The following is a 26751-nucleotide window of genomic DNA, read 5'->3' on the forward strand; positions in this document are numbered from 1 at the left end:
GAATTAATTATGAAATCAACCACAATTGGGAGGCTATTTTTAGTACTGTGTTTAATTGGCAATGGATTAATCATACAGGCCAAAGAGGTTAAGGTTTTAAGCCCTGATAAAAAGATCGAGTTGACTATATCGACTGGTCTGAAAAATGAAAATGAGCTCAGCTATTCGATCTCCCATCTCGGCAGCCTAGTTATTGCATTTTCACCTTTAGGACTGGAATTTGAAAATGAAAAGCTATTGTCAAAAGACCTAACGCTGGTATCTGCCGAAGAAAAAATGGTAAAAGAAAACTGGAAGCCAGTTTATGGGGAAAAAGACAATTATCTGGATCATTATAAGGAAGTAACCATTCAATTGAAGGAAAATAATAGCCCTTATCGTTCGTTTTCTTTGACGGCAAGGGTGTATAATGAAGGGGTAGCTTTTAAATACAATGTGCTTACGAATAAAGAAGTCACCTTGATTAGGGAACATACCGGCTTTAAGTTTACTAAGGATCATCCGTCCTGGGTTGCAGGAGCTGCACAATCCAAATATATCAAGGGTAGTATCAGTAGAACAAGTAAGGGAACTGAGCGTCCTTATGTTATTGAAATGGATCAAAATCGTTTCCTTGCATTGGGTGAAGCTGCGCTTGTTGAGCACGCAAGAATGAAATTCAACCGATCTCCGAAAGATAGTCTTTTGCTCAATGCTGTGCTCGATGGGAAAGTAACTTATAAAGCAAATTTTTCAACGCCTTGGCGATATGTGATGATTGCGGAATCTGCAGGTAAATTATTAGAGAATAATAGTTTTATTTTGAACCTAAACCACAGCAATGCGATCAAAGATGTATCCTGGATCAAGCCAGGTAAAGTGATTCGTGAGGTTACGCTGACTACAACCGGTGGAAAGGCCTGTGTAGATTTTGCGGCCAGACATAATTTACAATATATAGAATTTGATGCGGGTTGGTATGGCCATGAATATGATGATTCCTCCAGCGCATTAGCAGTAAATGTTGATCCTTCAAGGTCTAAAGGGCCATTGGCATTACAGGAAATCATAGCCTATGGGAAAAGTAAAGGAGTGGGCGTAATACTTTATGTGAACCAGCGGGCTTTGTCAAAGGAGTTGGATGAAATTCTTCCCCTCTTTCAATCCTGGGGCGTGAAAGGGATGAAATATGGATTTGTGAATGTGGGCTCTCAAAAAAGTACTTCATGGTTGCATGAAGCTGTTCGTAAAGCTGCTGATCATCAATTGATGGTGGACATTCATGATGAATATCGGCCAACAGGTTATTCGAGAACTTATCCGAATTTATTAACACAGGAGGGAATTCGTGGAGAGGAAGAAAGTCCGGATAACCACCAGGTGTTAATTACGATGTTTACCAGAATGGTAGCTGGTGCCGGTGATTTTACCAATTGCTACTTCATCCCAGGGATCACAAAAATGGGGTCACATGCTTCTCAAATGGCAAAATCGATCTGTATTTATAGCCCTTGGCAGTTTGTGTACTGGTATGACCGTCCATTAGATTCTCCCCGCCAAATTGGTGGAGCTGGATCAACTGCTTCTGTCATTGAGGAGATCCCAGACCTTAGTTTTTATGATGCCTTACCTACGGTTTGGAATGATACCAAAGTGATTGACGGAAAAATTGGAGAATATGGGACAATTGCACGGAGAAGTGGCGACAATTGGTATGTGGGCACCTTGACAGATAAGCCCATAAGTTTCGAATTACCACTCCGTTTTTTAACTAAAAATACCGCATACGAAGCCACAATTTATGCTGATGATGCTGCGCTGACAGGACCTACAAAAGTTACCATAAAACAAATGAAAGTAAATACAGAAACCATTTTGAAAATAAAACTGATGGAAAAAAATGGACAGGCAATCGTAATTAGACCTCTTAAGCACTAATGAAGAAGAAGTTAAGCCTTTTTTGCATAGCATTTCTATGCTTTGGGAATGGAATGAGCTCATTGGCCCAGGAACGCATAACCGCTATTAATCAACTGCTAAAGCATTTAAATGGAACATTAAAGTGCTCGATAAAAGAGTTTAATGGCACAGAACTACGAGCTGAACAAGTATTTCATGGAAGTACGCTAAAGACAAAATCAGGTGATTGGAGTTTGAGGCTAAACACTAGCCCAGTTTCTGGACAGCCTGAAGTAATGGATGTTTCAGCTTCATTTCAGTTGAAAAAGGGCCTGGCTAAAGCAACAGCAGTCTCGGTTTCCTTCGATTTTAGTAGCTGGAGTCCTAAAAATTATGTGCTGGTACCTGCAGCTGTTTACAATGGAAACCGTTATCGATCGATTGGAAATGGTTACGATCCTCCTTATCCGGAAGATATGTATTATAATCCCTCTGTTCCACTGACCATTTCCAACAATCCCAGATTGTCTAGTCAGGAAGGGGAAGCTGCAGTGATTGAACTGGCAACGGGGAATGTTGCAACACCAGCAATGTGTTTTTTTTCAGAAAAGAAGAAAAAAGGATTTGTGGTACTGACCACTCAGCGGAGCAGACTTGGGAGTAATGGATTAAGTATTTCTGAGAATAAAAGAAAAGATAGCTGTTCTTTCAATATTTCTGCACCAGCAGTTCGTAAAATGGCAGCGGGTTTTGGTGATTTTCATTTGAGTAATGATCAGGCGCCAGACTGGAAAGCCGGTGATGAAGTCACTCTTGATTTTAAGGTTTACCTATTTGATGCATTGAATATTCCGGATCTGTTAAAGAAATTTATGGAAGTGCGTAAAGCGCTTACCGGATTAAATAGCCCTAGAAATATATTGCCTATGAGCGAATTGTTCGAGCTAAGTACCGCAATATGTAAAGGAAACTTTATTGAGGTTCCGGCAGGTTCTTATTACAAGCCTGAAAATAATAATGATTTTCAACTGGGCTGGGTGAGCGGAATGATGAATACTTATCCGATGCTTGCACTCAATGATAAAAAGGAACGAGATCGGGTGATGGCTGAGCTGGATTTTGTGGTCAATAAACTGCAGGGAAAAAGCGGGTACTTTTTTGGCGGAGTTAAGGCCAGTGGAGAACTGATTCCAGAGAAAATGAATGCAGGATTTAAGCCGGCTCAGGCAATGGTGAGGAAAAATGCAGACGTATTGTTATGGCTGATGAAACATATGCTGTTGTTAAAAGCTCAGGGTTATGGAAAAAGTGTGAAGACAGAATGGGAAAATGCAGCTGAAAAACTGGCTGCAGCCTTTGTCCATAATTGGAAAAAAGATGGTGAGTTTGGTCAGTATATTGCACCGGAAACCGGTGAAATTGCCGTGTTTAATTCAACCGCGGGAGCGATCGTGCCTGCTGGATTAGCTATGGCATCTGATTACTTTCAAAAGAAAGAATGGTTGACTGTTGCGCAGGATGCCGTTAGATTCTATTACAAACGTGATGTTGAAAATCAGGGCTTAACAGGTGGACATTGTGGAGATATCTCTCAAGATGCGGATTCTGAATCTGCATTTGGCTTCTTAGAATCATTAATGGCCTTGTACTACTCTACGGGGCAGAAGGAATGGTTGGATAAGGCAGAGGTTCAAGCTGCATTAGCCGCAACCTGGGTGTTTTCATATGATCCCGTTTTTCCGAAGGAGAGTGCTATTGGTAAGCTAAAAAGCAGTATGGCTGGTGCCGTTTGGGCCAGTATTCAAAATAAACATGCAGCTCCAGGTATTTGTACCGCTTCAGGTGATTACATTTTTAAGTTGTTCCGGGCAACAGGTAAGGTCAGGTATGCAGATTTGATTAGAGATATTCAACATGCGCATTCGGAAGCAGTTAATAGACCAGGGCACCTTACCACAAACGGTCTGGCTGGTTCTTCTATGGAACGGATCCAACTCAGCGATGCGGAAGGAAAAAGTAGTATAGGTAACTTCATCAATACCCGTAACTCCTGGACAGAAACAAATGGGGTTTTAATGGCCATGGAGCTGCCTGGTGTTTACCTGAATCTGGACCAACATAGGTTGTATGTTTTCGATCATGTTCAGGCGGAGATTCAATCCATCAACCTATCCGGAACTACCATTCTACTTCATAACCCTACTGGTTACGATGCAAATGTGTCTGTTATGGCGGAAACAAACAAGCAGGCTGAAAAGCCATTGAGCTATATGGCATTTCTAGGTTGGCCAAAAGTGAAAGTCAAAGCTGGAGAATCGATTAAGTTACTGGTAAAACCTGGAGCTGGTATTAGCATGTTAACATTAAATAAATCATGAAATTTGAAATATTAATATTAAAAAAAACCGCCTTTCTATGCTTGTTGATCAGCTGTTGGTCTGTAGGAAGAAGTAAGGCACAAACAGATTTTTCAACTGATGAATTCAGGATCCGGATAAATGGGAAAGGATTTATCACCAGTATGAAAAATATAAGTAAGTTACCGCATCAGGAGTTTAGTCCGAAGGATAAACCTTCGCCTTTACTATGTCTGTATAATGGGCAAAAAAAGATTTATTATGAACCGCTAAAGGCTACTTACTCAAAAGCTAAAAATCGACTGACCTTAAAATATGCCAATGGTGCTGTAGCGCAGGTTAAAATAGAGACAAAAAAGCGATATTTTAAATTGACTTTAGCATCTCTAAGTAATCGTAATGGGGTTGATGACATTCAATGGGGATCCTTTCATACCAATATTACTAACCTCTTTGGGGAAGTAATTGGGGTGGCTAGAGATACCAGTGAAGTCGTTAACTATGCAATTGGTGCTTTAGCACTTAATGATATCACCACTGGTGGGAAATCAAGTAATGTTGGGGATTGTTCGCCATTTCAATATGTCATTCATAGTCCTGATGCTTCGCGGTTTCCTTTGCCCTTAGGTTTAAAAGAAGGACAAGTATTTCCAATTGGGGGTGACGGCATTAGTGACGTTGCCTTCTATGCCCATCCAGAGGCATATTACAGGATTTTATATGGTAATTCTGCTGAGGTTGACGGAGCAGGGAGGATTTCAATTAGCTATCATGCTTCGGATAGAAGAAAGGGAAAAACAATCTTATTCTCTTTAATTCCTCAATTGCAGGCCAATAAACCGAACCATATAGAGGTGGAGCCATTACCTGAGGTTGATTTTATCGGTTCAGCAATTGCCCTGTGGGGAGGCGCAGATAGTACTGCCTTAATGAGCGTAATCCAAAATATTGTACAATCCGAGAGACTTCCATACCCAAAGGTAAACGGCAAATGGATCAAAGATCCTGCTGCTTACCTACCAGATATTATGGCTGCGGGAAATGATTATGATAGTACCCTTGCTTATGCGGGAAGACTGGGCTTTAAGGCCATTCAGCTTGAAGATTTACCGATGTACGGGGTGGACAGAGCGGATAATGGATTTATTGACGGAAGATCTTTTGAAAAGAAACCCATAAAGTTCAGTTCTGGAAATAAATCACATAAAGAATTTACGGATCTTTCGAACGCAAGGGGAATCTGGGTAGGCAGGCATACCATTACCAATGCGTTAAGGAAGGGGACTAAAGATGTGAGCCCAATCCCTAGTCAGGAGCTTGCTTACCAGGTTAAAAAAGTGTTGGCTAATGGGGTATCTGCTACAGCAACAAATATTGAAGTTACTGATCCGAAATACCTGGATGAAATTGGCAGTTGGGAAGCTCATACAGAAAGCTTGAACATCGTGAAAATAGGAAATGAACTGATCCATTATAAAGGAGTATCCCAAAAACCTCCATATGTTCTTCAAAATGTGACTCGAGGTTATTGGGGTACAACAGCAACAGCTCACCATTCCCGAGATCCATTGTACAAATTACAAGTTACCCTTGGCTTTGGTTATGAGGGGATCATTCCAAATATGAAATTGCAGGATGCTATTGCCGAATATTATGCGGATATGAGTAAAATCAATGGGATCTATTACCATGATTGGGACGGACAAGAGTTTCTTTTTAATCAGGGACATGGTTATTATGCGGTAAAACGATTTCATCGGAAGTTATTCGAAAAAGCGGCAAGCTATCGTCTTCCTGATTTGCGTATTATGGGGGCCACGCTTTCTGAAGGTTCCTGGCACTACCAAAGCGTTTGGAATGTTGGTGGTGGGACAAATATGTACGACTTAAAATTAAGAAAATGGGGGAGTTCAACCTCGCAAGGTAAGGACCTTCGGGATGTTGCTTATGCCAATTATTTCCCAGTCAGCTTCGGTGGGAACTTTACGATAGATGCGAATTCTGTGGTTGCCGACTATGAACATATACAAGCCATTTCTGTAGGTGTTGGCGTAACCTATATGTTGAATATTTCAAAATCCGGTGTGGAATCCTGCCCTCAGAAGGACGCAATATTCGCCGCGATCAGAACATGGGAAAATGCAAGAGCTGCCAGTGTTTTTCCTCGGAATGTGAAGAAACTATTAGCTGATCCAACAAAAGACTGGCATTTGGAACAGCTGGATAATAACAATTGGCGACTTCATTCTATGGTGAATGGAGTGAGTACCAGTTCAATCAACTTAAAGAAAAATCATTAGAATGGTTTATATGAAAAAATGCTGCGCTTTATTGTGCCTATCTCTGGTCCATTTATTGGCCTTTAGTCAGTCGAAAGTTTTATGGCAGATTGGGGATAAGGACCATTCAGGTAAAGAATTTAAATTGGCTTCGAATAATGAATACACTTCATTTATACAAAATTTCGGTGGCGAAAATCTATGCTATTCAATTGGCTATTCGCAACCGGATAAACATTGGTCATATGTCTTACCCGGCCCTTTAGATAGCTGGGCTGGCGGGGGCTATTGGGCAGGTTTTTACCCTAGACATTTTCCGAGAATATTCTTTAATCTAAATAAAACATCCGCAAAAACAGGCTATCGTCTGGTGATTAACTTTGCCGACGCAAACAATAAACCAGGGACTGTTTTTAGAATAGACATTAATGGTCATCAACAGGAAATCGCTTTGAAACCTGGGAGTGGAAAAGGGATTAATGGTGATTTTAACTCAGCCATACCACAAAGCCTAAGTATTCCTATTGCAGCTTCCTGGGTAAAAGAAGGGATGAATACCATTCAAATGGCAAATATTAAAGGCTCATGGGCAGCGTTTGATAACCTGGAGTTTTATGCCCATCAAGCAGAAACAATCGTTAAAGGTACCAGCTCCTTAATCGTATCGGTAAAGCCTGCCAATTTTGAAATGATCAAAGCAGGAAAAAGGACTCAGCCTTTGCTAATTGATATCAATCAGATTGATCAGGACCAGGAATTAAAAATTATGCTGGATGGTAAGCTTGTGGCTAAGCGTGTAGTAGAGCAGGGGCATAGTATCCTGGAAGTTCCAATGGCTGTTGTAAATCAACAGAAATCATCAATTGTGAAGGTGATTTCAAATGATCAGGTTATTTATTCGGGAAAGATAAGTCGTTCAAAACAACAGCTCCATACACCTTCCGACGATGTAGATTTATTGATGGGGACAGGGAATTCCAGGTGGATGTTCAAACCGGGGCCTGCTTTACCCTTCAGTATGGTACAAATTGCACCGGATAATCAGGATGAAGTTTGGAAAGCCGGGTATGAATATACAGTTGATAATATTATGGGCTTCAGTCATTTTTCAGACTGGACGATGTCTGGTTTATTGTTGATGCCTACCTCTGGACCACTCCAGGTGGATCCGGGGACAGAAGAAGATCCAGATCGGGGCTACAGATCAAGGATCGATAAAACCACAGAATCAGCTAAAGTGGGTAAGTACAGTGTGTTTATGACTGATACTAAGATAAAGGCAGAAATTTCAGCAACCAGGCATGCCGCAATTCAACGGTACACCTTTCCAAAGTTGGATACCGCTTGGATTTTGATTGATTTATTTACACCAACTGAGTACCCTCAAAATTTAGTGGATGCAGTGGTGACTAAGGTCGGCAATCAAAAGATTGAAGGGCATGCAACTTATTATAACGCATTTACGGGCTACTCTTTGCAGCAGCAGTATACTGTTTATTTTGTACTGGAATTTGATAAGCCCTTTAAAAGTATGGGTGGCTGGGTAAATGAGGGAGTTAAGCCAGTTAAAGGATATATCAGTGAGTGGAATAGGAAACATGAATTTACAAGCAAACCTGTTATTACTAATGAAATTGATCGTATAAAGGGGAAAGGTGACGCAGGGGTGTTTCTAAATTTTGCCACAAAAAAAGGGGAGCAAATACAAGTTCGTTCAGGAGTTTCCTTAGTAGATATGGCTGGTGCCAGAAACAACCTGAATACTGAACTGACCATGCCATTTGGCTGGAATTTTGAAAAAGTGGTGGCAAATGCAAGGACGATCTGGGATGAATATCTGGGTCGAATTGAGATTGAAACGGACGATCATCTTCAAAGGAAGAAGTTTTATACCAACTTGTATCGCGCGATTGGAGCCAAAGCAATTTGGAGTGATGTGGATGGCAGGTATGTGGATGAAAATGAAGAAATAAAAACACTGGAGCTTCCGGGAGATGTCATTGTGAGCGGGGAATATTGGAATACTTTCTGGAATAATCAACCGCTTTTTAATCTGGTTGCTCCAGAGTTCTCCTCAAAATGGGCACGTTCTGCTATTTCTCTTTATAAAAATAGTGGTTGGTTTAATACTGATCCAGCTGGTATTGAGCATAGTGGCGTTATGGTTGCGATGCATGTAGCCTCGCAAATTCAAAGTGCTTGGGAAAGTGGGATCCGGGATTTTGATATCGATCTTGCTTATGGAGGCTTGAAGAAAATGATGACTATGGCACCGCAAAAGTATGCAGGTGGAGGTACTGTAGGGGTAGAGGATATTGTACCTTACATGAAGTATGGCTATATCCCTCAAGGGATGGGAGAGGTATCCAATACCATGGAGTATTCCTTTGACGATTGGACTTTATCGCAGATGGCTTTAAGTTTGAACAAAACTGAAGATTGCAAGTATTTCCTGAAAAGATCAGAAAGTTGGAAAACCTTGATGGATTCAAAAACTGGATTTATCAGACCTAAAGATAAAGAAGGGAATTGGGTAACACCTTTTGACCCTTATCATACTCCTGGTTTTGTGGAAGGAAATGCCTTTAATTATACCTGGTTTGTACCCCAGGACCCCCAGTCGCTGATTACCATGATGGGTAAAGACCGATTTGTAGAAAGGCTGAACACAGCAATGGAAAAGTCCGCAATTGCAAATTTTAATGCTGCTGGTGATAATTTCGAATTATTTCCTGTTAATCATGGAAATGAACCTACAATGCAGGTATCTTATTTATTTAACTGGGCAAAAAAGCCTTGGTTAACTCAAAAATGGAATCGCGCAATACAGGAGCAATACTATGGCACAACTCCATATGACGGCTATCTTGGAGACGAGGATTTAGGACAAATGAGCAGTTGGTTTATCATGAGTACCCTTGGTTTGTTTCAAATGGATGGTGGAACCTCAATTGGTTCTTATTATGAACTAGGAAGTCCAAGATACCCTAAGGCAATTATAAAACTAGACCATAAGTATAATAGAGGAGCAGAATTTATTATTGAAGCAAAGAATGCCTCGAAAAATAATAAATATATACAATCAGCAACCCTAAATGGTAAACCTATAGCAGGATTTAGGATTCTTCAAGCTGAAGTACTAAAGGGAGGAAAGTTATTGTTGGATATGGGGCCAGAACCAAATAAACGCTGGGGCTTAGAATAATTTAAGAGCATATGAAAATTTGTTACGTGTTTCTGGTAGTTCAGTTACTGACTTCGTCGGTGTTTGCTCAAATGCCTGGTTATAAGAATAATTGGGCAGTAGCTCCGGCTAAAGTCCCTTCGGATGTTTCTGTAGACGGCCCCTTAATGGGGAATGGTGATGTGACCATGAGTGTAGGGTTTAAAGAAGGTGATCTAAGTTTTTATATAGGAAAGAATGACTTTTGGCGGTTGCGCTCAAAAGCAGATGGCTTATCTGGCCCCAGAATAGTCGGCATTTTAGGTTTGAAAATCGACGGTTTTCGGGAGGCTGGTTTTACTGCTGAGCAGCTGCTGAGTAATGGGATTACGACCAGTCTCTTGAAGAAATCAGCGGAAAAATTGGCGGTAAAATCTTGGATATCAGCTACCCGAAACTTGATTTTTATAGAACTGAAAGCAATTGATAAAGCGGTTAAGGTCTCTGTTGAACTGACTACGCCAGAAAATAGTATGGCAAAACTGAAGACTGGAAAATCTGGTGATGTGGATTGGTTGATTCGTTCTTTTGTGGACAGTGTAGACATCCCTACCTCAGCAGTAATTGCCTTGAAAGTATTAAATACTGAGCAGAGATTGCTAGTCGTTACTCCAGGTAAACCATTGACAATTGCACTTGCAATAGAAAGTAATTTCAAGCACAAAAATCCGGCAGCTGAGGGCTTAAATCAATTAAAAAAGATCAATGGAGATTCCGTTGTTAAAATCGCGCAGCAACACGATGATTGGTGGAAGGGATATTGGGGTAAATCCTCCATAATAGTCCAGGATACTGTGCTGATGAAGGCTTATTATCAGGGCTTATATACCATGGCGGCCTGCAGTCGTGATCCTAAATTTCCGCCGGGCATATTTGGCTGGACTACTACAGATTCGCCGGGGTGGAATGGTGATTATCATTTAAACTACAATTTTCAGGCTCCTTTTTATGGGTTGTTTTCTGCCAATCGAATCCAGCAGGCTAGGCCACATGATGCAGCACTTTTAGATTTTATGCCGAGGGGTGAATGGTATGCGAAAAATGTCACCCATACCCGGGGGATATTGTATCCTGTTGGAATCGGACCTATGGGAATTGAGGTCACCAGGGATTTTGAGAAATATAACAATGGTCAGGATTTCGAAAAAGGAGGTCTGTTCTTCGGACAGCGATCCAATGCGATTTATGGCTTACTGAATATGGCACAAGGCTGGAGAACGACATATGATAAAGCGTATGGTAAGCAGATTTATCCTTATGCACTCGCAGTTGTGAGTTTCTGGGAGGATTACTTGAAGTATGAGGGTGGCAGGTATGTGATTTATGGCGATGCGATTCATGAAGGATCCGGAAAGGACAAGAATCCAATTTTATCAATTGGTCTTATCCGTAATGCATTTGATTTGATGATCGACTTAAGCTCTACTCTAAACAAGGATATAGTCAGACAAGGGAAATGGAAGGATATTTTAAATAAACTCAGTGATTTTCCAGTACAGACCAGAAATGGACAAAAGGTTTTCCGCTATACCGAAGAAGGGGTGGATTGGTGGGATGGCAATGGTTTGGGGATTCAGCAAATTTACCCTGCAAATGCCATTACCCTGGATAGTAAGTCGGAGTTGTTAACGATTTCGCGTAATACCATTGGAGAAATGAAAAGATGGCATGATTCCAATACCAGTAACAGCTTTTTTATGGCAGCAATTCGGGTGGGTTATGATCCGGTTGTTGTGATGAAGGAATTACATAATTATGCTCTAAATACTTATCCAAATGGATTTATGCGTAACAATCCTCATGGTATTGAAAATAGCTGCACAGTAGAAAACGCGTTAAATGAGATGCTCTGTATGAGTGTCGGGAATGTAATACGCCTATTCAATATTCCGAAGGGCCAGGATGCGAGTTTTAAAAATATCAGAACCTGGGGTGCTTTTTTAGTTTCCGCCCGGTTAGATCATGGACTTGTTTCTGAACTGAAAATCATCAGTGAGCAAGGAAGACCTTGTACGATTGTTAATCCATGGCAGGGGAAGAAAGTACTATTAATCAGAAATGGAAAAAAAGGAGAAACCTTATCTGGTAATAAAATTACTTTTAAGACTACCATTAATGAAATGGTAGCGATGCAATTGTTAGAACCCTAATGTAGTAGTTGGTGTTGATCATAACTAAGGCTTAAGATTGAACAATTCAGCCTGAGTTTTCTGATTCTGCATTTAAGCTATTTATTGGATAAACTCAAATATCTAAAACCTATTGTCATTCTGCAATGTTAATCTAGCTAAATTGAATGGGTTGCGCTAAACAAAACGTCAATTGTTTCTTTTTATCATAAATAAGTATTAAGGTGATAAATCATGATACGAGTTACAAAAGAAGGTGTTATACTTAGAAAAACAGATTTAGATTTTGAAAATGAAGCGGTATTGAATCCTGCGATAATACGTGAAGGGGATTCCGTTTATTTATTCTACAGGGCTGTGAGAAAAGGTAACTATTCCAGTATAGGTTTTTGTAAATTGGATGGGCCTTTAATGGTTAAAGAACGCCTTCATGTGCCTCTTCTTGTTCCCGAATTTGAGTATGAATCGCATGGAATGGAAGATCCACGTATTGTGAAAATTGATGATTTATATTACCTGACATATGTCGCGTATAATGGTATGGATGCCTTCGGCGCATTAGCTACATCAAAAGACCTGAAGCATTTCGATAAGCAGGGATTGATCGTTCCTGCAATTAAGATCAATGAATTTAGAGATATTGTTCTGCCTCTGGATAAAGTAACCAATAAATATTTTACTATGAATACCGGAAATGGTTTTCTGATGAATAAAGATGTGGTTTTCTTTCCCCGGCGAATTAACAACAAATTGTACTTCATACATCGCATAAAGCCAGAAATACAATTGGTTGCGATAAATAGTTTGCAGGAACTTACCAAAGAGTTTTGGCAAAACTATTTCAGGCACTTTGAAGAAAACATCATGCTTACACCAAGATACAGTCAGGAATTGAGTTATATAGGTGCCGGTTGTCCGCCTATCGAAACAAAAGAGGGCTGGTTGCTGATTTACCATGGTGTGCAGGAGGTAGCAAAAAAGTATACTTATTCAGTTCGTGTGGCCTTATTAGATTTAGATGATCCCCGCAAAGAAATTGCCCAGTTACCTTACCAGTTATTCAAGCCAATGAATGATTATGAATTATCCGGAGTCGTAAATAAAGTCTGTTTTCCTACGGGAACAGCTTTATTTGGTGATACATTATATATTTATTATGGTGCAGCTGATGAACAGATAGCCTGTGCATCTTTAAGCCTTTCTTCCTTACTGGATGAATTGTTAGTCATAAAAATTTAATTTATGGAAAATAGGAAAGAGTATATTGTAAAAATAAAATCAACTGAGCACATTACTCATGATGTATTGAAAATTATTACGGAGAAGCCTTTTTCTTTTAGTTTTTCTCCTGGGCAGGCTACAGAGGTTTCCATCAATAAGAAGGACTGGGTAAATGAACTCAGACCTTTCACTTTTACCTGTCTTCCAGAAGAAGACCATTTAGAATTTACAATTAAAACCTATCCTTTACGTAAAGGGGTAACTAATCAGCTTTTAAGTTTGGTTGAAAATGATGAATTGATTTTACATGAAGTTTTCGGAACCATCTCTTATAAAGGTGAAGGCATATTTATAGCCGGTGGTGCAGGTGTAACGCCTTTCATTGGTATTTTTAGGTACCTCCAGTCGAAAAATGAAATAGGGAATAACATGTTGATTTTTGCCAATAAAACCAAAGGTGATATTATACTTGAACAGGAATTTGATAAATTATTAAATAAGAATTTTATTAATATTTTATCGCGGGATAAGGTTGATGGATATGCACACGGCCATATTACAAAAGAGTTTCTTAAAGCCAATATTAGCGATTTTAGCAAAAAAATTTATGTTTGTGGCCCGGAGTTAATGATGGATGCAATAGAAAAGCATTTATACGATTTAGGCGTGAATGAGAGATCCATTATTAAAGAGGAGTTTTAAGGGGCAGTTATTCTAAAATGGCTTTAGCTTCCAGGTATTCTTCTAAGCCAAAAGCGCCATATTCTCTGCCTATTCCAGATTGTTTAAAGCCTCCGAATGGCGCTTTTGAGTCGTGAAAAATACCATTAATACAAATTCTTCCAGCATCTACCTGTGATGCCACACGATACGCACTTTCTTTACTAGCGGAGCTAATATAAGCCGCTAGCCCATAGCTGGTGTCATTAGCTATTGCAATAGCATCGTCTTCATTTTTATAGGGAATAATAGCTAATATCGGCCCAAAAATTTCTTCCTGAGCAATACGCAGCTTTTGCCCAATCTGTACTTAGTTTTAAAATATCCATTTAATGATCCGTATTTGTTTGACAAAGGTGATGATTTTAAAAAGAGATCTATTTGCTGTAGGGCTCAATTTGTATTTGGTGTACAGCTCAATTAAACATATTGGATAAGATTTTGTTTTTCTGAGTTTTCAAGCTTAAAATCGAGTGAATTGCTTTTGTTTAGTGTGATCTATGTAGCCTTAAATGAGGGGAGATTGCAATTATTCGGGAAAAATTCGCAAAGATCGACACCCTTTTCTCTGCAACTTGTTTTATGAATACAATAACTCTAAAATTAAAAAAATGGAAAATTTAGTAAAACCCCAAGGCGTGAAAAACGTAGTATTGGTCCATGGAGCCTTCGCTGATGGTTCTGGGTATAAAGGTGTTCATGAGGCCCTTACTAAACAAGGTTATCATGTAACCGCAGTTCAAAACCCATTAACCTCCCTGAAAGATGATATCACAGCAACAAATCTGGCGCTGGATGCTCTGGATGGTCCTGCGATCCTTGCTGGCCATTCCTGGGGAGGAGCTGTAATTACTCAGGCAGGTAGTCATCCTAAAGTTGCCGGGTTAGTGTATATTGCTGCTTTCCAACCTGATAATGGAGAGACCGCATTGCAGTGGTTTCAGACAGCTCCTCCAGCTGAGGAAAATGGAGTACTGCCTCCTGATGACAAGGGCATCGTTTACTATGATAAAGCAAAGTTTCATGCTGGTTTTTGCGGTGATTTGAGTAAAGAAGAGGCTGAGTTTATGTATGCATCACAGGGTGCATTTTATGGTGAATGTTTTGTAAGTCCAATTACCAATGCCGCATGGAGAACCAAACCGACATTCGGCATTGTCGCTACTGACGACAAAAGCATCAATCCTGAAATTCAGCATGCTATGTACAAACGTTCTAATACCAAAGTTACAGAAGTTAAAGGTAGTCATGCCGTTTATATCTCACAGCCCCAGAAAGTAGCCGCAGTTATTGCAGAAGCAGCACAAGCTGTATCTGTAAAATAACCTGGTTGTTCGACATAATTTATACCCCATTTGTCGCAATAGGTGAATGGGGTAATTTCCTGTACTATTTTTTGATATTACTTAATTTGGGTTTTGGATGCTTCTTTTTTTTCTACTTCAGAATTTAACAATTCTGTTGATTTGGCTTTGTCCCATGTGTGATCTTCTCTAAAATCTTCATCTGGATGAAAATAATAATTTCTTCTTTTGAAAGAGGTCTTCACAATGGAGTCAGACTTGGTCTTTTCATTAAGTTTTGCTTTCATGACTTTAGATTTTAATGACCAGATTCAATAATATATAACAGTTGGCGGTACATGTAGTTTGGTAAAAGAAACTTTTTGTTAAAAAAACTGGATATATCAGGCCAATGAGATCAAGATAGGGATGATCTAATTTGATCCCTTTTTTGTAGGATTCAAAACTTTTTGTGCAGTCGATGAGTTTAAAGCCTTTGAACTATAGCATCTTTTAAAATATAAGACGATGAAAAGTATAAGCATATTTAAATATGGTATCCATCTTTTGGTATTAACAATACTTGCTGCATGTATGAATACAGATAAAAGTGGTAAAGTGCAGGATCTTCCGCTTAAGAAATCACATGATTTAACTGATATGAGTAAAGTAGATGGCGATGGTGCTAATTTCATGGACACAGCTGCAGTAGCCGGAATGATGGAGGTTGATCTAGCTAGACTTGCATTAGAAAAATCCACAAATGCAAAAGTGAAGAAGTTTGCCTCTCAGATGATTGCTGACTATACCAAAACCAATCAGGAACTTAAGGCTATTGCACTTAAATTGGAGCATCTTCTGCCGACTGATTATCCTGCTGATGTGATGGACCATATGAATGAGATGAAAAACCTAAATCAAAAGGAATTTGATATTCATTATATGGACATGATGGTTTATGATCATGAGAAAACAATTGATCTTTTCAAAACTTCCAGTAGCTTAAAACAAGAAGTAAAGGACTTCATCAAGCAAACCTTGCCCATTTTGGAGAAGCATTACCAAATGGCTAAAGAGATTCAGACCTCATTGAAATAAAAACAGTTTTATACTAAGTATATGGCAACAAATTCAATAAATCCCAATGCTAAAATCGAAATTGATTACAGCAGGTACGACCAGGCAGTACAAAAGTTAAAACCTACGGTATATTTGGATGGAACGACTTTCTGTTGCTTATCGGGACCGGATCGCGAGACCGGTATTTTCGGAAGTGGAGATACCCTTGAGGGGGCAATTCAAGATTGGCGTTCTGCTCTTGAAGAACGGTTTAAGCGTATAAACGGTGAGAATGCTTAATTTATTTAGATAGTAAATATTATGGATCCATTTAATATAGTTATCAAAAACGGTACTGAACAGTTGGATTTGAACATCCACCCCAAGGACACTGGTAGTTATATGGTTGTTTATCATGGTGCGCTTGTAGGGGAGATCTTTATTGGGCAGGGGGAAAGTTGGAAGGCAATCTCTGCAAATGATTTGGATGCCATTACTTACCCAAATAATAAATATGATGAAACTTCAGGACACGCAGATATGCTCCTTAAGCAGGAAGTAGTGCAGAGGATAGGAGAGCAAATCAAGGAAAGAGTTAAAGGGTCTTTGAACTAGTCGTCACTATTTTAGGTTAAACTTTCTACTTAATGGGTGCTATCCTTTTTTGGATACATTATTCAGAGATCGGGATACAATAATTTGAAATGTCAAGGTGATATTTGTTAAGTCAATAAAAATCGAAGATATGTCTGAAATTAAGAAAGTAAGTTTGGGTAGTCAGGGACTAATTGTTCCTGCTGTTGGTTTAGGCTGTATGGGGATGACAACGATCGCTGGAGCTGATATTTATGGAAAAGCAGATGAGGCGGAGGCCATCGCAACTATTCATCGATCTTTGGAACTTGGGGGTAATTTCCTCGATACAGCAGATCTGTACGGTCCACTATTAAACGAAAGGCTAGTAGGGAAAGCAATTAAAGGAAATCGAGAACAATATGTTATTGCTTCCAAATTTGGTTTTGAAATCAATGATGAAGAACAGTTGACTGGAAAGATCAATGGCCGTAAATCTTATGTTAGAAAAGCTGTTGAGCGTTCATTACAAAATCTCGGAACTGAATATATTGATCTCTACTATCAACATCGGCTGGATAAAAGCACCCCAATTGAGGAAACAATGGAAGTATTGGCTGAACTGGTTAAAGAGGGCAAAGTTAAGTATGTTGGACTTTCAGAAGTATCTTCTGATACCATTCGTAAAGCGAGTGCTGTGCATCCATTGACAGCGGTTCAAACGGAGTACTCCTTATTTGAAAGGTCATTGGAGGAAACAGGGATTAATGATACGTTGGATGAACTGGGAATAGGATTGGTTGCCTATTCTCCTCTTGGTAGAGGTTTTCTTTCCGGTCAGTTTAAGAAGGTGGAAGATTTCCCGGAGCATGATTTTCGCAGGTCATTACCAAAGTATATGGGCGAACAGTTTCAAAAGAATCTTGAATTATTAGGGGAAATAGAGAATATGGCAAAACTAAAAGGGATCTCCAGTTCCCAATTGGCAATTGCCTGGACAATAGCCAAAGGAGCTGTTCCTATTCCAGGTACTAAACGTGTCAAGTATGTGGAACAAAATATAGTAGCTACCAATATTGAATTGACAAAAGCAGAGCTGGATCAACTCGAAAGTATTATACCATTAGGTACACTTACAGGGGATCGTTACGATGCGGCTGGTATGCAGGCGATTGATTAATAAGTTGAGGATTTTGAAAAATAAAATTCAGGCACCAGAACATTTTGCTACTATTTCAGTACTTCATAAGTGTTTGAATATTAAGGGACCAAATCATCCACTGGTAAGTGTAATCCATATGTTAGTTGTCCATGTAGATTTCTTTGCAAGTTATCCTTTAGCTAGAAAAATTAAGGAGTACGGTTTTTTTTCTTATGCTACAAATGAAGCCTTGCATTTATCCGAACAGGAAGAAGATCTTTTTATACAACAGGTTTTACAATAGGTAGTTTATCACACGAAAGAATGCCAATAATGATCTTTTGATTAGGCTGGAGTTTGTGTTAAATAAATATTTTGAAGCTGAGTCCCTGTCCGATTTAGGAATGCCATCAGTCCAGTTCGTTGCAGATCAACTCCATATATCTCCAAATTATCTAAGTGATATGCTGAGGGTCAATACCGGGAGAACGAGCTTATGCAAATGGCGCAAGAAAAAGCGCTAGATACGCCGACCGGACTGGTGCTATATAATGTACATATTCTGTAGTAGTCGTGCAAAATAAAAAATATAGAAAACCTTTCTTAATGATTAGCATAGGCTATTCTTTTTACACTTTATTTTGTGAAAAATTTATATAAATTCGCCGCAGAAGATGAACAGCTAAAGATGGTGCACATCATAAATTTGTGAATTCTTACCTGCGAGCGAAAAAGAACAAGTTTTCTGAAATAAACGATAAAAAAAGATTAAGGAATGGATAAAATTAATTTATTAGTTATTGTAACTATAATAACCTTGTTTGTTTCATTATTTCTTGCTTTTTTCCTATTGACAGTTAAAACAAAACATAAGAGAAGTAATGTGCTGTTTGCTGTTTTTCTATTAATAACCGCAATAGATAATAGTCATCCTTTATTTACTTTAGTAAGTAACGGTCCGTCAAATCTGGGAATGCTAAGAACTACATTTGCTTTTTTACAAATTCCTGTTTTCTATATGTATGTTTCATCTGTTTGTTATGCTGATTTCAAGTTTAAACCCAAACATTTACTTCATCTGCTTCCGTTTTTAATTGCTAATGTAATTTTATTACCTCGTTTTTATACCGTAGATCTCGCCTCTAAAATTAATTTTTTAATGAATCGTCAAGATATGATTGAACTGCAGTTTAATCATATTCTTATTTTTATTCAGATCGTTGTCTATTTTGCCGCTGTTTTTATGTTATTAAGAAAAGCAAAAAAGCTATATCTTGAGAATTACGCCGGCACAAGTATTAATTCCTATAATTGGTTGTTTCAATTTACAAGCGTATTAACTATTTTGTATTTGATTGTCATTTTAAAAAATGTGTTGAAATTCTCCGATTATCCATATATCTCCGAATGGATAAAAATTGGAATCCTGGTGTTTCAACTATTTATTATTTGTTGGTATTTATATAAAGCATTAAATAATCCTGGTTTATTTAGAAACATTGATTCAAACTTAAAGCTTGTTTCCGATCTGGTTTTAGAAGATAAAAACATTAAGCAACCAGGTATAAATGAAATAGAATACAATGAAGAGTTATTGAAATTAAAGAGATATATGACTGATGAAAAGCCATTTCTTAATCCTTCTTTAACAATTCAAGATGTCTCTAAAGATGTTAAAATTCCTGTTCGAGATTTATCTCTTTTAATTAATCATAAATTAGAACAGCATTTTTATGATTTCGTCAATGTCTATCGCATAGAGCGTGCGATGGATATTTTAAGGGATGCTACTAAAAGTAGGCTAACTATTTTAGAAATTCTGTACGATGTAGGCTTTAATTCAAAATCTTCTTTTAATACGGCATTTAAAAAACATACAGGTAATACCCCGACTTCTTACCGTAAGGGGTTGTAGTGTAGTACCTTGCGATTACTCGTACTTGTCTTGTAATTATTCTTACTTATTTTTTAAGACAAATGCGTCCGACTACTTTTATTCGGTCGCATACCGTTGATTTCTTCCCCATGTTTGTATCGAAATAATTTTAACAAAAAAACGATACAATGAAAAATTCGCTGTTTTTACTGATTCTTCTACTGACAATTTCGAGCTGCCAGACAAGAAATATGGGGTTGTCGAAAAATAGAAACTATAGTGTTCTAAAGGACAATTTGGATCTTGAAGAACAATCAAGAAAACATCAACTTGCAGGACTTAGTCTTGTTATTTTTGAAAATTACAAGATTGTGTATTCGAATCAGGTAGGATTGAAATCTATGAATTCCAAAGAAAAAATAGATGAAAACACTGCATTTTCTACAGCATCCATCACAAAACCAATAACAGCACTTCTATGCCATATACTAGAAGAGAAAGGCTTAATTAATTTAGATGAATCAATAGATAAGTATTTAAAACGTTGGCATTTGCCAAAAAGTAAGTTTACGGAAAATAATAGCCCAACCTGGAAACATTTTTTTAATCACACCTCTGGTACAAGTCAAGGTGGATTTGCCGACTATTATGAAGGAGATACCATTCCCACAATCAAGCAAAGTCTTTTAGGACAAATATCAAGATACGGTAAGGAAATTGAATTTCTGTTCACACCAGGAACTAATTTTGAATACAGTGGTGGAGGTTATGTAATTGTCCAAATGGCATTAGAAGATACTTTAAACAAGCCTATTGCAGAACTTGCAGAAGAATATATTTTTGCCCCTCTAGGCATGAAGAACACAACAATGATACAACCTAATGAAAAAGGATTTCCAACCAATGTTGCATTTGTTCACGATAAAGATGGAAAAGTTATTAAAAGTGGCTTGCCAATTACGCCACAAGTTGGCGCATCAGGAGTATGGTCTACACCGACAGATTTAGCAAAACTTTCTATTGAGATACAGAATGCCTTGCGTAATAAAAATAACAAAGTGATTTCTCATGCCATTGCAAAAAAGGTAACGGAAGTGACCGCTTTAAAGAATGCAGTTGGGGGCTGGAGTTATGGATGGCAAAGGTCTGTTCATTATAATAACTATGATTGGTTTATGTGTAGTGGCTCAAATACTGGAGTTGGTGGTAGTATTTTCGCCACTATGACAGATGGGAACGGCTTTGTAATTCTTGCAAATGGCGAAAAAAACAATCGTATTCCTGTGATTAACGATACTAGAGTAAAGATCCTGACCATGATGGATTGGAATAAAAAAGCACTTCATGAAGATGTTTTAGAAATGCCTTTAAATCTAAAAAAACAGCTCATCGGATCTTATGATGACTTCCTTTATGGGCAGAAAATGGAAACCAAAATTGTGGAGAAGAATAACCGCCTTTATGTTCAGTCTCCATTTTTGCAACATTTTAAGGGGAAAAATGATAACGAGTTGTTGTATTTGAAAAATGGATTATTTAGAATTGTAGATTATCCCAATTTATTAAAAATAGATTTCAGCAATGGAAAGATAAGTTCCGTTACCTTAATTAGAGATCATATGACTGTTAAGGTGCCGTTGGTTAATAGTGAAAAACAACTCTTGTAAGTAAAATCAAAACCAAAGAAAAGCGGAATGGCTCTAGCTTTTTGAGCAAATTAATTCCCCCATTAGGCGATAAATGGGGGAATTAATCCTTGTATTCTTTTTCCGTGACAGCTTGTAGCCATACCGTTGGTCCATTCTTTCTGCTGGTTATTGCTACCTGAACAAATGCAGTATCTGGACTTGCCCCGTGCCAATGAGCTAGATTTTGCGGGCATTTTATCACATCTCCTTTGCGAAGAATGACTTTTGACTTTCCTTTTTCCTGATAATATCCTACGCCATCTATGACTAAAAGAATTTGTCCTGCAGGGTGGATATGCCAATTACTTCTAGCTCCGGGAGCAAAAGTGACATTTCCAACGGCGGTTTCATTTAAGCTATCGGTTTCCACCAGGGATTTCACCCATACTTCACCCTTGAAATTTTGATTTGTATTTTTATCTCCCTTAGGGAAAATAATCGATGTGTTTTCTGCTTTTGAATTACGATCTACTGGGGTACAGTTACAGGAGTAAAGCAGAAGCAGTAAGCATGCGAGATTGGTGTTTAAGAGATATTTCATTTTTACTTTTTGTCTTTAAGTAAGTTATTTAAAACAATTTCTGTGGAAAGGGCTTCCTTGTCACCGATGGTTGATTTTATAATGCTCAGAAATTGCTGTAAGTGGTTTGGGGTTAAACCTAGGTTTATGCAGATTTTCAAATGGGAATTTAGCATGGGCTCCACTCCACCAATACTGCTTAGGACTGATACGGTCAGCAGCTCTCTTTGCTGATAAGTGAGTATATCACGCTCAAAAATATCTGCAAACAAATGCTCTTTAAGGAATATTTCTATTTCAGGAGCAAAGGCCGCGTAACCAGTTTTTTGTTCCTGCTCCGTTACTCCAGTCAATTCTTTTAATATGGCTTTACCACGCTTATATTTGCTTCGCTGGTCTTTGATTGGTGATGCTTCTGGGCCCATCAGGTCATTGATCCCTTTGCTTTTTCGTTCATCCAATACAGTCATAAAGGTCTGTAAACCACGGATACTTCTTGGGAAACCTGCATAGGCATAGACATGAACAAGGCTTTCTTTGATTTGGTTGACGGTTAGTCCAACATCGAGTCCTCGGTTTAGTTCGGTCTTTAGCTTTATTAGATCGCCTTTTCCTGTCAGAGCAGCAATCCCAATAATACTTTGCTCTTTAGGACTTAATCCGATGTTTTGATTATCCTGGGCCTTTGTCATAACTGAAATAGCGTTGAATGTGAGGATGAATGCGATGATTATTTTATTGTTTTTCATGATTGATGGTTGTTATTTGCCGTTAGGACCAATCAGTTTTGTAAAAGACAAGGAGCCTAGTTTCCATGATCCACCTTGTTTGATATAAACTTCTGTCACCATAAATGGGTTGGTTACTTCATTTCCACCCACAACAGCCAGCAAATCAATTTTATTCAATAGAATGGCGGTATTGTCAATTACATTCACGGAGACATCGTGGATATCGGCTTTTTTGTACCAGATGTTTCCACTTTTGATGACATTAATTTCTTGTTGCTTTCCCCATGAGCCCCCCATGTGGACAAACACAGATTTTTCGTGAAACAACTTGTCCAGAATATCGATGTTCTTTTCTGACATCCAAGTCCATTTATCTTTGGAGAGTTTAATGATTTCTTCATCAACCTTAGAGTTTTGCGCGAAGGATGATTGTGTACCCATAATGATTAATAGTCCGATAATTAGAGATCTCATATTGATTGCTTTTAGATTTAAGAACAGCGTGAATTTGTTTTGGGTTCAGTAGCTTTTATTGAAGATTTTTACCAAAGAAATCCACCAGTTTTTTCACTGCCAGATTTACATATTCAGGTTTCCAGTAAGTTTGGATATGCGTGGCACCATCAATAACAAACAGTTCTTTTGTTTTTGCATTGCTGGCTTTTTCGAAAGCTTCATCTGTCATGTACTTTGAATCGGCTTTGCTTCCGGCCATCATCAATAAGGGCTGATTGATCAGATCCATGTTAGTGGCGGCATCAAAAGTCATTAGATCGATCAGGCTACTTAAGGTGTATTTAAAGGTAGAATTGGGATGTGCATGGGTTCTGTAATAGTACATAAATCCTTCACGGTAAAGGTCGGTTGAGATTTTAGCAACTTCCTCATCTGTTGGCATGACCACACCTGTATAAATCACTTCAGCGCCCGCAGCTTCCTGGGCACGGGCATCTGAGGCTTGTTTTAACCGTTCCTGGATTGTGCCCAGTTGCGAGTTCTGAAAACCATTACGTCTTACCTCACCTGAATTAAACATGCTCAAAGTCGCTACAGTTTTGAAACGTTTATCACCTTGTGCAGCCTTTAAAGAATAACCACCGCCACCGCAAATGCCTAAAACTCCCAAACGGTTCTGATCAACTCCAGCATATTGGCTGATAAAGTCTGCCATACCATGAATATCTTCAATCCGATTTGCAGGTTTATCGACATGACGTGGTTTTCCACCACTGGCACCTTGATAGGCAGCATCTGCAGCAATTGTGATGTAACCCGATTCTGCCAACTGTTGTGCATACAAACCGGCTGTCTGTTCTTTCACGCCACCATTGGGATGAGCCACTACTACTGCAGGATATTTCTGTGAAGTATTGTAACCAGCAGGTGTATAAACATTGGCTGCAATATCAATCCCATTTAGTTTATAGGTGATGGGATGAATGTTTACTTTTCCTGGTACATTAGCTGTAATGGCATACCCATAGACCAATCCAAAACGATTTTCGGATTTGGTTTGAGCTGAAGTTACGATACCTGTTGTCATAAGTATAGCTATTAGTGTGAATTTTAGCGGTTTCATTTTATTATTTTTTTAATTGATCAAGACCAATTTTTTTTAACCAGCTCTGCAGTTCAGCCTGAACTTGTTTTTCTTTGTTGCCTTCCATCACGAATAAAATACCATCCCTTTCTTTGCCACCCTTGGTTGAAAAACCTTCCAGTATTTTGCTGTTTGGACACAATTGTTTTACCGTTTCAAAGCTGCTGCCAATGCCGTAACCTGCATTGGTATTAAAAGGAATTACCGTTTTTCCGCCTAGATCGTACTGGTTCAAAAAGCTTTTCATAGGGGGAGGTAGTTGCATTCCCCAAGTAGGAAATCCGAGAAAGACCACATCATACTTCTCGATACTGTCAATTTTTGTTTTCAAAGGGGGTAAAATGCCTGTTGCATTTTCATTGGCAACTTGGTCCACAGTGGTCTGATAATGCTCGGGATAGGGGGTAACCAGCTCCAAGGACACCAGGTCTCCAGCAACTTTCTGATGGATGAGCTCTGCAAGAGCCTTGGTGTTTTTTGTTCTCGACAAATAAACTATCAATACTTTTTTATCTTTCAATAATTCAGTTTTTTCGGGTACTGACTCCTGTGCCTTTAAGCAAGAGGATAGCAACAATAAAACTGTACTGAGCCATAACCAATTTAATTTTAATGTTTTCATTTCAGTTTTTGTACTTGTTTGAAGACCCCAAAATACCTGCCTATTCCTTTTTCCTATTATATGTCTAATTTGCGTTCACTCAACCATTTGACCATTGCAGGGTCTCTATGGTCAAAGAATAGACTTTGATTCATATTTAAGGTGGTTATGGTTTCCATATCTTCTGAGGATAGTTCAAAATCAAAAATTTCAAAGTTCTCTACCATTCTTTCTTTTCGAACCGATTTTGGAATGGCAACAATACCTCTTTGAGTTAACCATCGAAGAATTACTTGCGCTACACTTTTATCGAATTTTAGTCCAATGGTAGTTAAAAGCTCATTATTGAAAATGTTGTTTTTCCCTTCTGCAAATGGGCCCCAAGATTCAATTTGCACCTTGTTTTCTTCTAAGAACTTTTGCGTTTCAATCTGTTGGTGAAAAGGGTGGGTCTCAATTTGGTTGACTGCAGGGCTAAATCCACTGTTTATGATCAGGTCAATTAGTCTGTCAGGTTGAAAATTGGCAACCCCGATCGCTTTGATTTTTCCTTCCTGGTATAACTCCTGCATCGCCCTCCAGGAACCGAAAATATCACCATAAGGCTGGTGGATCAGATATAAGTCCAGATAATCTAATTGCAGTCTTTCCAGTGATCTATGAAAGGCGACCTTTGTTTTCTCAAAGCCATTATCCTGCACTGAAAGTTTGGTAGTAATAAAAAGCGCTTCTCTTGCTATTCCACTATTTTTAATAGCCAGGCCAACTGCCGCTTCATTCATATATGAAGCGGCGGTATCTATTGATCTGTAGCCTGTTGTTATGGCATCAGTCACTGCTTTTTCACATTCGGAGGCATCGGGTATCTGAAATACGCCGAATCCCAGGATCGGCATTTCTACTCCGTTGTTCAATTTAACTGTTTTCATTTTAACTGTTTTTGTTTAGAACCTTGCTATTCCAAATTTTCGATTTGGAACAATGTGTATTTATATACTGATTATGAGTTCTGTTATCAAGATTACTGATAAGAATCTGCTTATTTTTTGTATTCTTCATCGGTTACTTTATGCAACCAGATTGTTTTTCCTTTTTGTGAAGGAGAGGTTGCTATGTAAGTGACACCACTTTCAGGCGTGGCACCATGCCAGTGTTCAACTCCTGGCTGACATTTGACCACTTCGCCTCTTTTTACGATCTGTTTAGGTTTTCCTTTTTCTTGATAATAACCAATCCCTTCAGTAATGATTAAGATCTGTCCTCCTGGATGGCTATGCCAATCCAATCTAGCTCCTGGATCAAATATGGCTACTGATGTACCGTAGGCAAATACGCTATCAGGAGCATTTAACTCTGTAAGCCAAACATTTCCTACATGATGAACATTTGGTGATTTCTTCCCTTTCGGAAAAATAGGGCCTTCTTGTGCCAGAACTGGGGTGGTGAGGCTAGCAAGTAATAAAATTGAAATATAAAGTGCTTTTTTCATGGTGATAATTTTTATAATAAATCAAGATATTTCGTTGTAACTCTGTCTTTCTGTTTTACTGATCATACCTAAATATCGAGAAATTACTTCATTCATTTTTGAATGGAGGTACCAACACGAAAATCAGGTACTTTAAGACGAAAGGACTTTTGAAAAATTAAGTGATTACTCGTTTACCAATCATTCTTTGGACTCAGCGGCTCTGCTTTTTTACTGATGTGAATTCTCTCAACCATGAAAGGTATCAGGTAATATCTGGATAAACGAGAAACATTGCAGCAATCAAGCTGATGAACAGCAACTGGTAGGAACGTTCTTTAGTCATATGCTCGATCAAGCCATTTGGCTTCATAGTTTTTATCGAGACATAAGACGTGAAATTA

General features: G+C 38.6%; 24 protein-coding genes. 15 read left to right on the top strand and 9 right to left on the bottom strand.

Features of this window, described 5'->3' with window-relative positions:
- Positions 1-9: 9 nt before the first annotated feature.
- The 7 genes from GM920_RS00875 (at position 10) to GM920_RS00905 (ending at position 13789) form a co-directional block, all read left to right on the top strand.
- Positions 10-1917 (top strand): glycoside hydrolase family 97 protein, encoded by a 1908-nt coding sequence (locus tag GM920_RS00875; RefSeq protein ID WP_182952728.1) that lies wholly within the window; start codon positions 10-12, stop codon positions 1915-1917.
- Positions 1917-4256: a hypothetical protein gene (locus GM920_RS00880; RefSeq protein WP_182952729.1), complete on the top strand. Its 2340-nt coding sequence runs from the start codon at positions 1917-1919 to the stop codon at positions 4254-4256. Before GM920_RS00875 ends, GM920_RS00880 begins: the two co-directional genes overlap by 1 nt.
- Positions 4253-6535: a hypothetical protein gene (locus GM920_RS00885; RefSeq protein WP_182952730.1), complete on the top strand. Its 2283-nt coding sequence runs from the start codon at positions 4253-4255 to the stop codon at positions 6533-6535. The genes GM920_RS00880 and GM920_RS00885 overlap by 4 nt, the downstream gene beginning before the upstream one ends.
- 10 nt (positions 6536-6545) lie before the next feature.
- Entirely contained in the window at positions 6546-9719 is a 3174-nt protein-coding gene (locus GM920_RS00890; RefSeq protein ID WP_182952731.1) for a GH92 family glycosyl hydrolase, read from the top strand.
- 11 nt (positions 9720-9730) lie between these two features.
- A complete protein-coding gene (locus tag GM920_RS00895; RefSeq protein ID WP_182952732.1) occupies positions 9731-11887 on the top strand; it encodes a glycosyl hydrolase family 95 catalytic domain-containing protein in 2157 nt (718 codons plus the stop codon).
- A 213-nt stretch (positions 11888-12100) separates the two neighbouring features.
- Positions 12101-13105, top strand: coding sequence for a glycoside hydrolase family 130 protein (locus GM920_RS00900; protein ID WP_182952733.1), 1005 nt, complete (start codon positions 12101-12103; stop codon positions 13103-13105).
- Between the two features lie 3 nt (positions 13106-13108).
- Complete coding sequence (locus GM920_RS00905) at positions 13109-13789, top strand: ferredoxin reductase domain-containing protein (protein ID WP_182952734.1); 681 nt, start codon at positions 13109-13111, stop codon at positions 13787-13789.
- 7 nt (positions 13790-13796) lie between these two features.
- Here the strand turns inward: GM920_RS00905 and GM920_RS00910 are convergent, their stop codons facing one another.
- Positions 13797-14111 (bottom strand): aldehyde dehydrogenase family protein, encoded by a 315-nt coding sequence (locus tag GM920_RS00910; protein ID WP_182955257.1) that lies wholly within the window; start codon positions 14109-14111, stop codon positions 13797-13799.
- Positions 14112-14418: 307 nt separating this feature from the next.
- Here GM920_RS00910 and GM920_RS00915 point away from each other — a divergent pair, with 307 nt between their 5' ends.
- Positions 14419-15132 carry an alpha/beta hydrolase gene (locus GM920_RS00915; RefSeq protein ID WP_182952735.1) on the top strand — a complete coding sequence of 238 codons (714 nt, stop codon included), beginning with the start codon at positions 14419-14421 and terminating at the stop codon, positions 15130-15132.
- 77 nt (positions 15133-15209) lie between these two features.
- On the opposite strand, the gene GM920_RS00920 is transcribed toward GM920_RS00915, so the two are convergent.
- A complete protein-coding gene (locus GM920_RS00920) occupies positions 15210-15398 on the bottom strand; it encodes a hypothetical protein (protein WP_182952736.1) in 189 nt (62 codons plus the stop codon).
- Between the two features lie 220 nt (positions 15399-15618).
- Here GM920_RS00920 and GM920_RS00925 point away from each other — a divergent pair, with 220 nt between their 5' ends.
- From GM920_RS00925 to GM920_RS00955, 7 genes are all read left to right on the top strand, one after another.
- Positions 15619-16188: a DUF4142 domain-containing protein gene (locus tag GM920_RS00925; RefSeq protein ID WP_182952737.1), complete on the top strand. Its 570-nt coding sequence runs from the start codon at positions 15619-15621 to the stop codon at positions 16186-16188.
- Between the two features lie 21 nt (positions 16189-16209).
- Positions 16210-16449 carry a hypothetical protein gene (locus GM920_RS00930; protein WP_182952738.1) on the top strand — a complete coding sequence of 80 codons (240 nt, stop codon included), beginning with the start codon at positions 16210-16212 and terminating at the stop codon, positions 16447-16449.
- Positions 16450-16470: 21 nt separating this feature from the next.
- Complete coding sequence (locus GM920_RS00935) at positions 16471-16764, top strand: hypothetical protein (protein ID WP_182952739.1); 294 nt, start codon at positions 16471-16473, stop codon at positions 16762-16764.
- Positions 16765-16894: 130 nt separating this feature from the next.
- Positions 16895-17902 carry an aldo/keto reductase gene (locus GM920_RS00940; RefSeq protein WP_182952740.1) on the top strand — a complete coding sequence of 336 codons (1008 nt, stop codon included), beginning with the start codon at positions 16895-16897 and terminating at the stop codon, positions 17900-17902.
- Positions 17903-17915: 13 nt separating this feature from the next.
- Positions 17916-18167: a hypothetical protein gene (locus tag GM920_RS00945; RefSeq protein ID WP_182952741.1), complete on the top strand. Its 252-nt coding sequence runs from the start codon at positions 17916-17918 to the stop codon at positions 18165-18167.
- Between the two features lie 471 nt (positions 18168-18638).
- Positions 18639-19778, top strand: coding sequence for a helix-turn-helix domain-containing protein (locus tag GM920_RS00950; RefSeq protein WP_182952742.1), 1140 nt, complete (start codon positions 18639-18641; stop codon positions 19776-19778).
- Between the two features lie 149 nt (positions 19779-19927).
- Positions 19928-21406, top strand: a complete 1479-nt coding sequence (locus GM920_RS00955) for a serine hydrolase domain-containing protein (RefSeq protein WP_182952743.1) — start codon at positions 19928-19930, stop codon at positions 21404-21406.
- Positions 21407-21488: 82 nt separating this feature from the next.
- On the opposite strand, the gene GM920_RS00960 is transcribed toward GM920_RS00955, so the two are convergent.
- The 7 genes from GM920_RS00960 to GM920_RS00990 all read right to left on the bottom strand — a co-directional run bounded on the left by GM920_RS00960 (position 21489) and on the right by GM920_RS00990 (position 26368).
- Positions 21489-21968, bottom strand: coding sequence for a cupin domain-containing protein (locus GM920_RS00960; protein WP_182952744.1), 480 nt, complete (start codon positions 21966-21968; stop codon positions 21489-21491).
- A 2-nt stretch (positions 21969-21970) separates the two neighbouring features.
- Positions 21971-22696, bottom strand: a complete 726-nt coding sequence (locus tag GM920_RS00965) for a carboxymuconolactone decarboxylase family protein (RefSeq protein ID WP_182952745.1) — start codon at positions 22694-22696, stop codon at positions 21971-21973.
- Positions 22697-22708: 12 nt separating this feature from the next.
- Entirely contained in the window at positions 22709-23152 is a 444-nt protein-coding gene (locus GM920_RS00970) for a nuclear transport factor 2 family protein (RefSeq protein WP_182952746.1), read from the bottom strand.
- A gap of 55 nt (positions 23153-23207) precedes the next feature.
- Positions 23208-24221 (bottom strand): alpha/beta hydrolase, encoded by a 1014-nt coding sequence (locus tag GM920_RS00975; protein WP_235964394.1) that lies wholly within the window; start codon positions 24219-24221, stop codon positions 23208-23210.
- Positions 24222-24261: 40 nt separating this feature from the next.
- Entirely contained in the window at positions 24262-24900 is a 639-nt protein-coding gene (locus GM920_RS00980; RefSeq protein ID WP_182952748.1) for a flavodoxin, read from the bottom strand.
- A gap of 56 nt (positions 24901-24956) precedes the next feature.
- A complete protein-coding gene (locus GM920_RS00985; RefSeq protein WP_182952749.1) occupies positions 24957-25808 on the bottom strand; it encodes an aldo/keto reductase in 852 nt (283 codons plus the stop codon).
- 110 nt (positions 25809-25918) lie between these two features.
- Positions 25919-26368 carry a cupin domain-containing protein gene (locus GM920_RS00990; RefSeq protein ID WP_182952750.1) on the bottom strand — a complete coding sequence of 150 codons (450 nt, stop codon included), beginning with the start codon at positions 26366-26368 and terminating at the stop codon, positions 25919-25921.
- Positions 26369-26751: the final 383 nt, after the last annotated feature.

The organism is Pedobacter gandavensis (genome assembly GCF_014172405.1).
Classification (GTDB): Bacteria; Bacteroidota; Bacteroidia; order Sphingobacteriales; family Sphingobacteriaceae; genus Pedobacter; species Pedobacter gandavensis.

Coding starts and splice junctions, on each gene's coding strand:
- GM920_RS00980 (WP_182952748.1), bottom strand. CDS start 24,900: ATGAAAACATTAAAATTAAATTGGTTATGGCTCAGTACAGTTTTATTG.
- GM920_RS00925 (WP_182952737.1), top strand. CDS start 15,619: ATGAAAAGTATAAGCATATTTAAATATGGTATCCATCTTTTGGTATTA.
- GM920_RS00885 (WP_182952730.1), top strand. CDS start 4,253: ATGAAATTTGAAATATTAATATTAAAAAAAACCGCCTTTCTATGCTTG.
- GM920_RS00880 (WP_182952729.1), top strand. CDS start 1,917: ATGAAGAAGAAGTTAAGCCTTTTTTGCATAGCATTTCTATGCTTTGGG.
- GM920_RS00960 (WP_182952744.1), bottom strand. CDS start 21,968: ATGAAATATCTCTTAAACACCAATCTCGCATGCTTACTGCTTCTGCTT.
- GM920_RS00965 (WP_182952745.1), bottom strand. CDS start 22,696: ATGAAAAACAATAAAATAATCATCGCATTCATCCTCACATTCAACGCT.
- GM920_RS00915 (WP_182952735.1), top strand. CDS start 14,419: ATGGAAAATTTAGTAAAACCCCAAGGCGTGAAAAACGTAGTATTGGTC.
- GM920_RS00935 (WP_182952739.1), top strand. CDS start 16,471: ATGGATCCATTTAATATAGTTATCAAAAACGGTACTGAACAGTTGGAT.
- GM920_RS00930 (WP_182952738.1), top strand. CDS start 16,210: ATGGCAACAAATTCAATAAATCCCAATGCTAAAATCGAAATTGATTAC.
- GM920_RS00970 (WP_182952746.1), bottom strand. CDS start 23,152: ATGAGATCTCTAATTATCGGACTATTAATCATTATGGGTACACAATCA.
- GM920_RS00905 (WP_182952734.1), top strand. CDS start 13,109: ATGGAAAATAGGAAAGAGTATATTGTAAAAATAAAATCAACTGAGCAC.
- GM920_RS00940 (WP_182952740.1), top strand. CDS start 16,895: ATGTCTGAAATTAAGAAAGTAAGTTTGGGTAGTCAGGGACTAATTGTT.
- GM920_RS00950 (WP_182952742.1), top strand. CDS start 18,639: ATGGATAAAATTAATTTATTAGTTATTGTAACTATAATAACCTTGTTT.
- GM920_RS00875 (WP_182952728.1), top strand. CDS start 10: ATGAAATCAACCACAATTGGGAGGCTATTTTTAGTACTGTGTTTAATT.
- GM920_RS00985 (WP_182952749.1), bottom strand. CDS start 25,808: ATGAAAACAGTTAAATTGAACAACGGAGTAGAAATGCCGATCCTGGGA.
- GM920_RS00920 (WP_182952736.1), bottom strand. CDS start 15,398: ATGAAAGCAAAACTTAATGAAAAGACCAAGTCTGACTCCATTGTGAAG.
- GM920_RS00890 (WP_182952731.1), top strand. CDS start 6,546: ATGAAAAAATGCTGCGCTTTATTGTGCCTATCTCTGGTCCATTTATTG.
- GM920_RS00990 (WP_182952750.1), bottom strand. CDS start 26,368: ATGAAAAAAGCACTTTATATTTCAATTTTATTACTTGCTAGCCTCACC.
- GM920_RS00975 (WP_235964394.1), bottom strand. CDS start 24,221: ATGACAACAGGTATCGTAACTTCAGCTCAAACCAAATCCGAAAATCGT.
- GM920_RS00955 (WP_182952743.1), top strand. CDS start 19,928: ATGAAAAATTCGCTGTTTTTACTGATTCTTCTACTGACAATTTCGAGC.
- GM920_RS00895 (WP_182952732.1), top strand. CDS start 9,731: ATGAAAATTTGTTACGTGTTTCTGGTAGTTCAGTTACTGACTTCGTCG.
- GM920_RS00900 (WP_182952733.1), top strand. CDS start 12,101: ATGATACGAGTTACAAAAGAAGGTGTTATACTTAGAAAAACAGATTTA.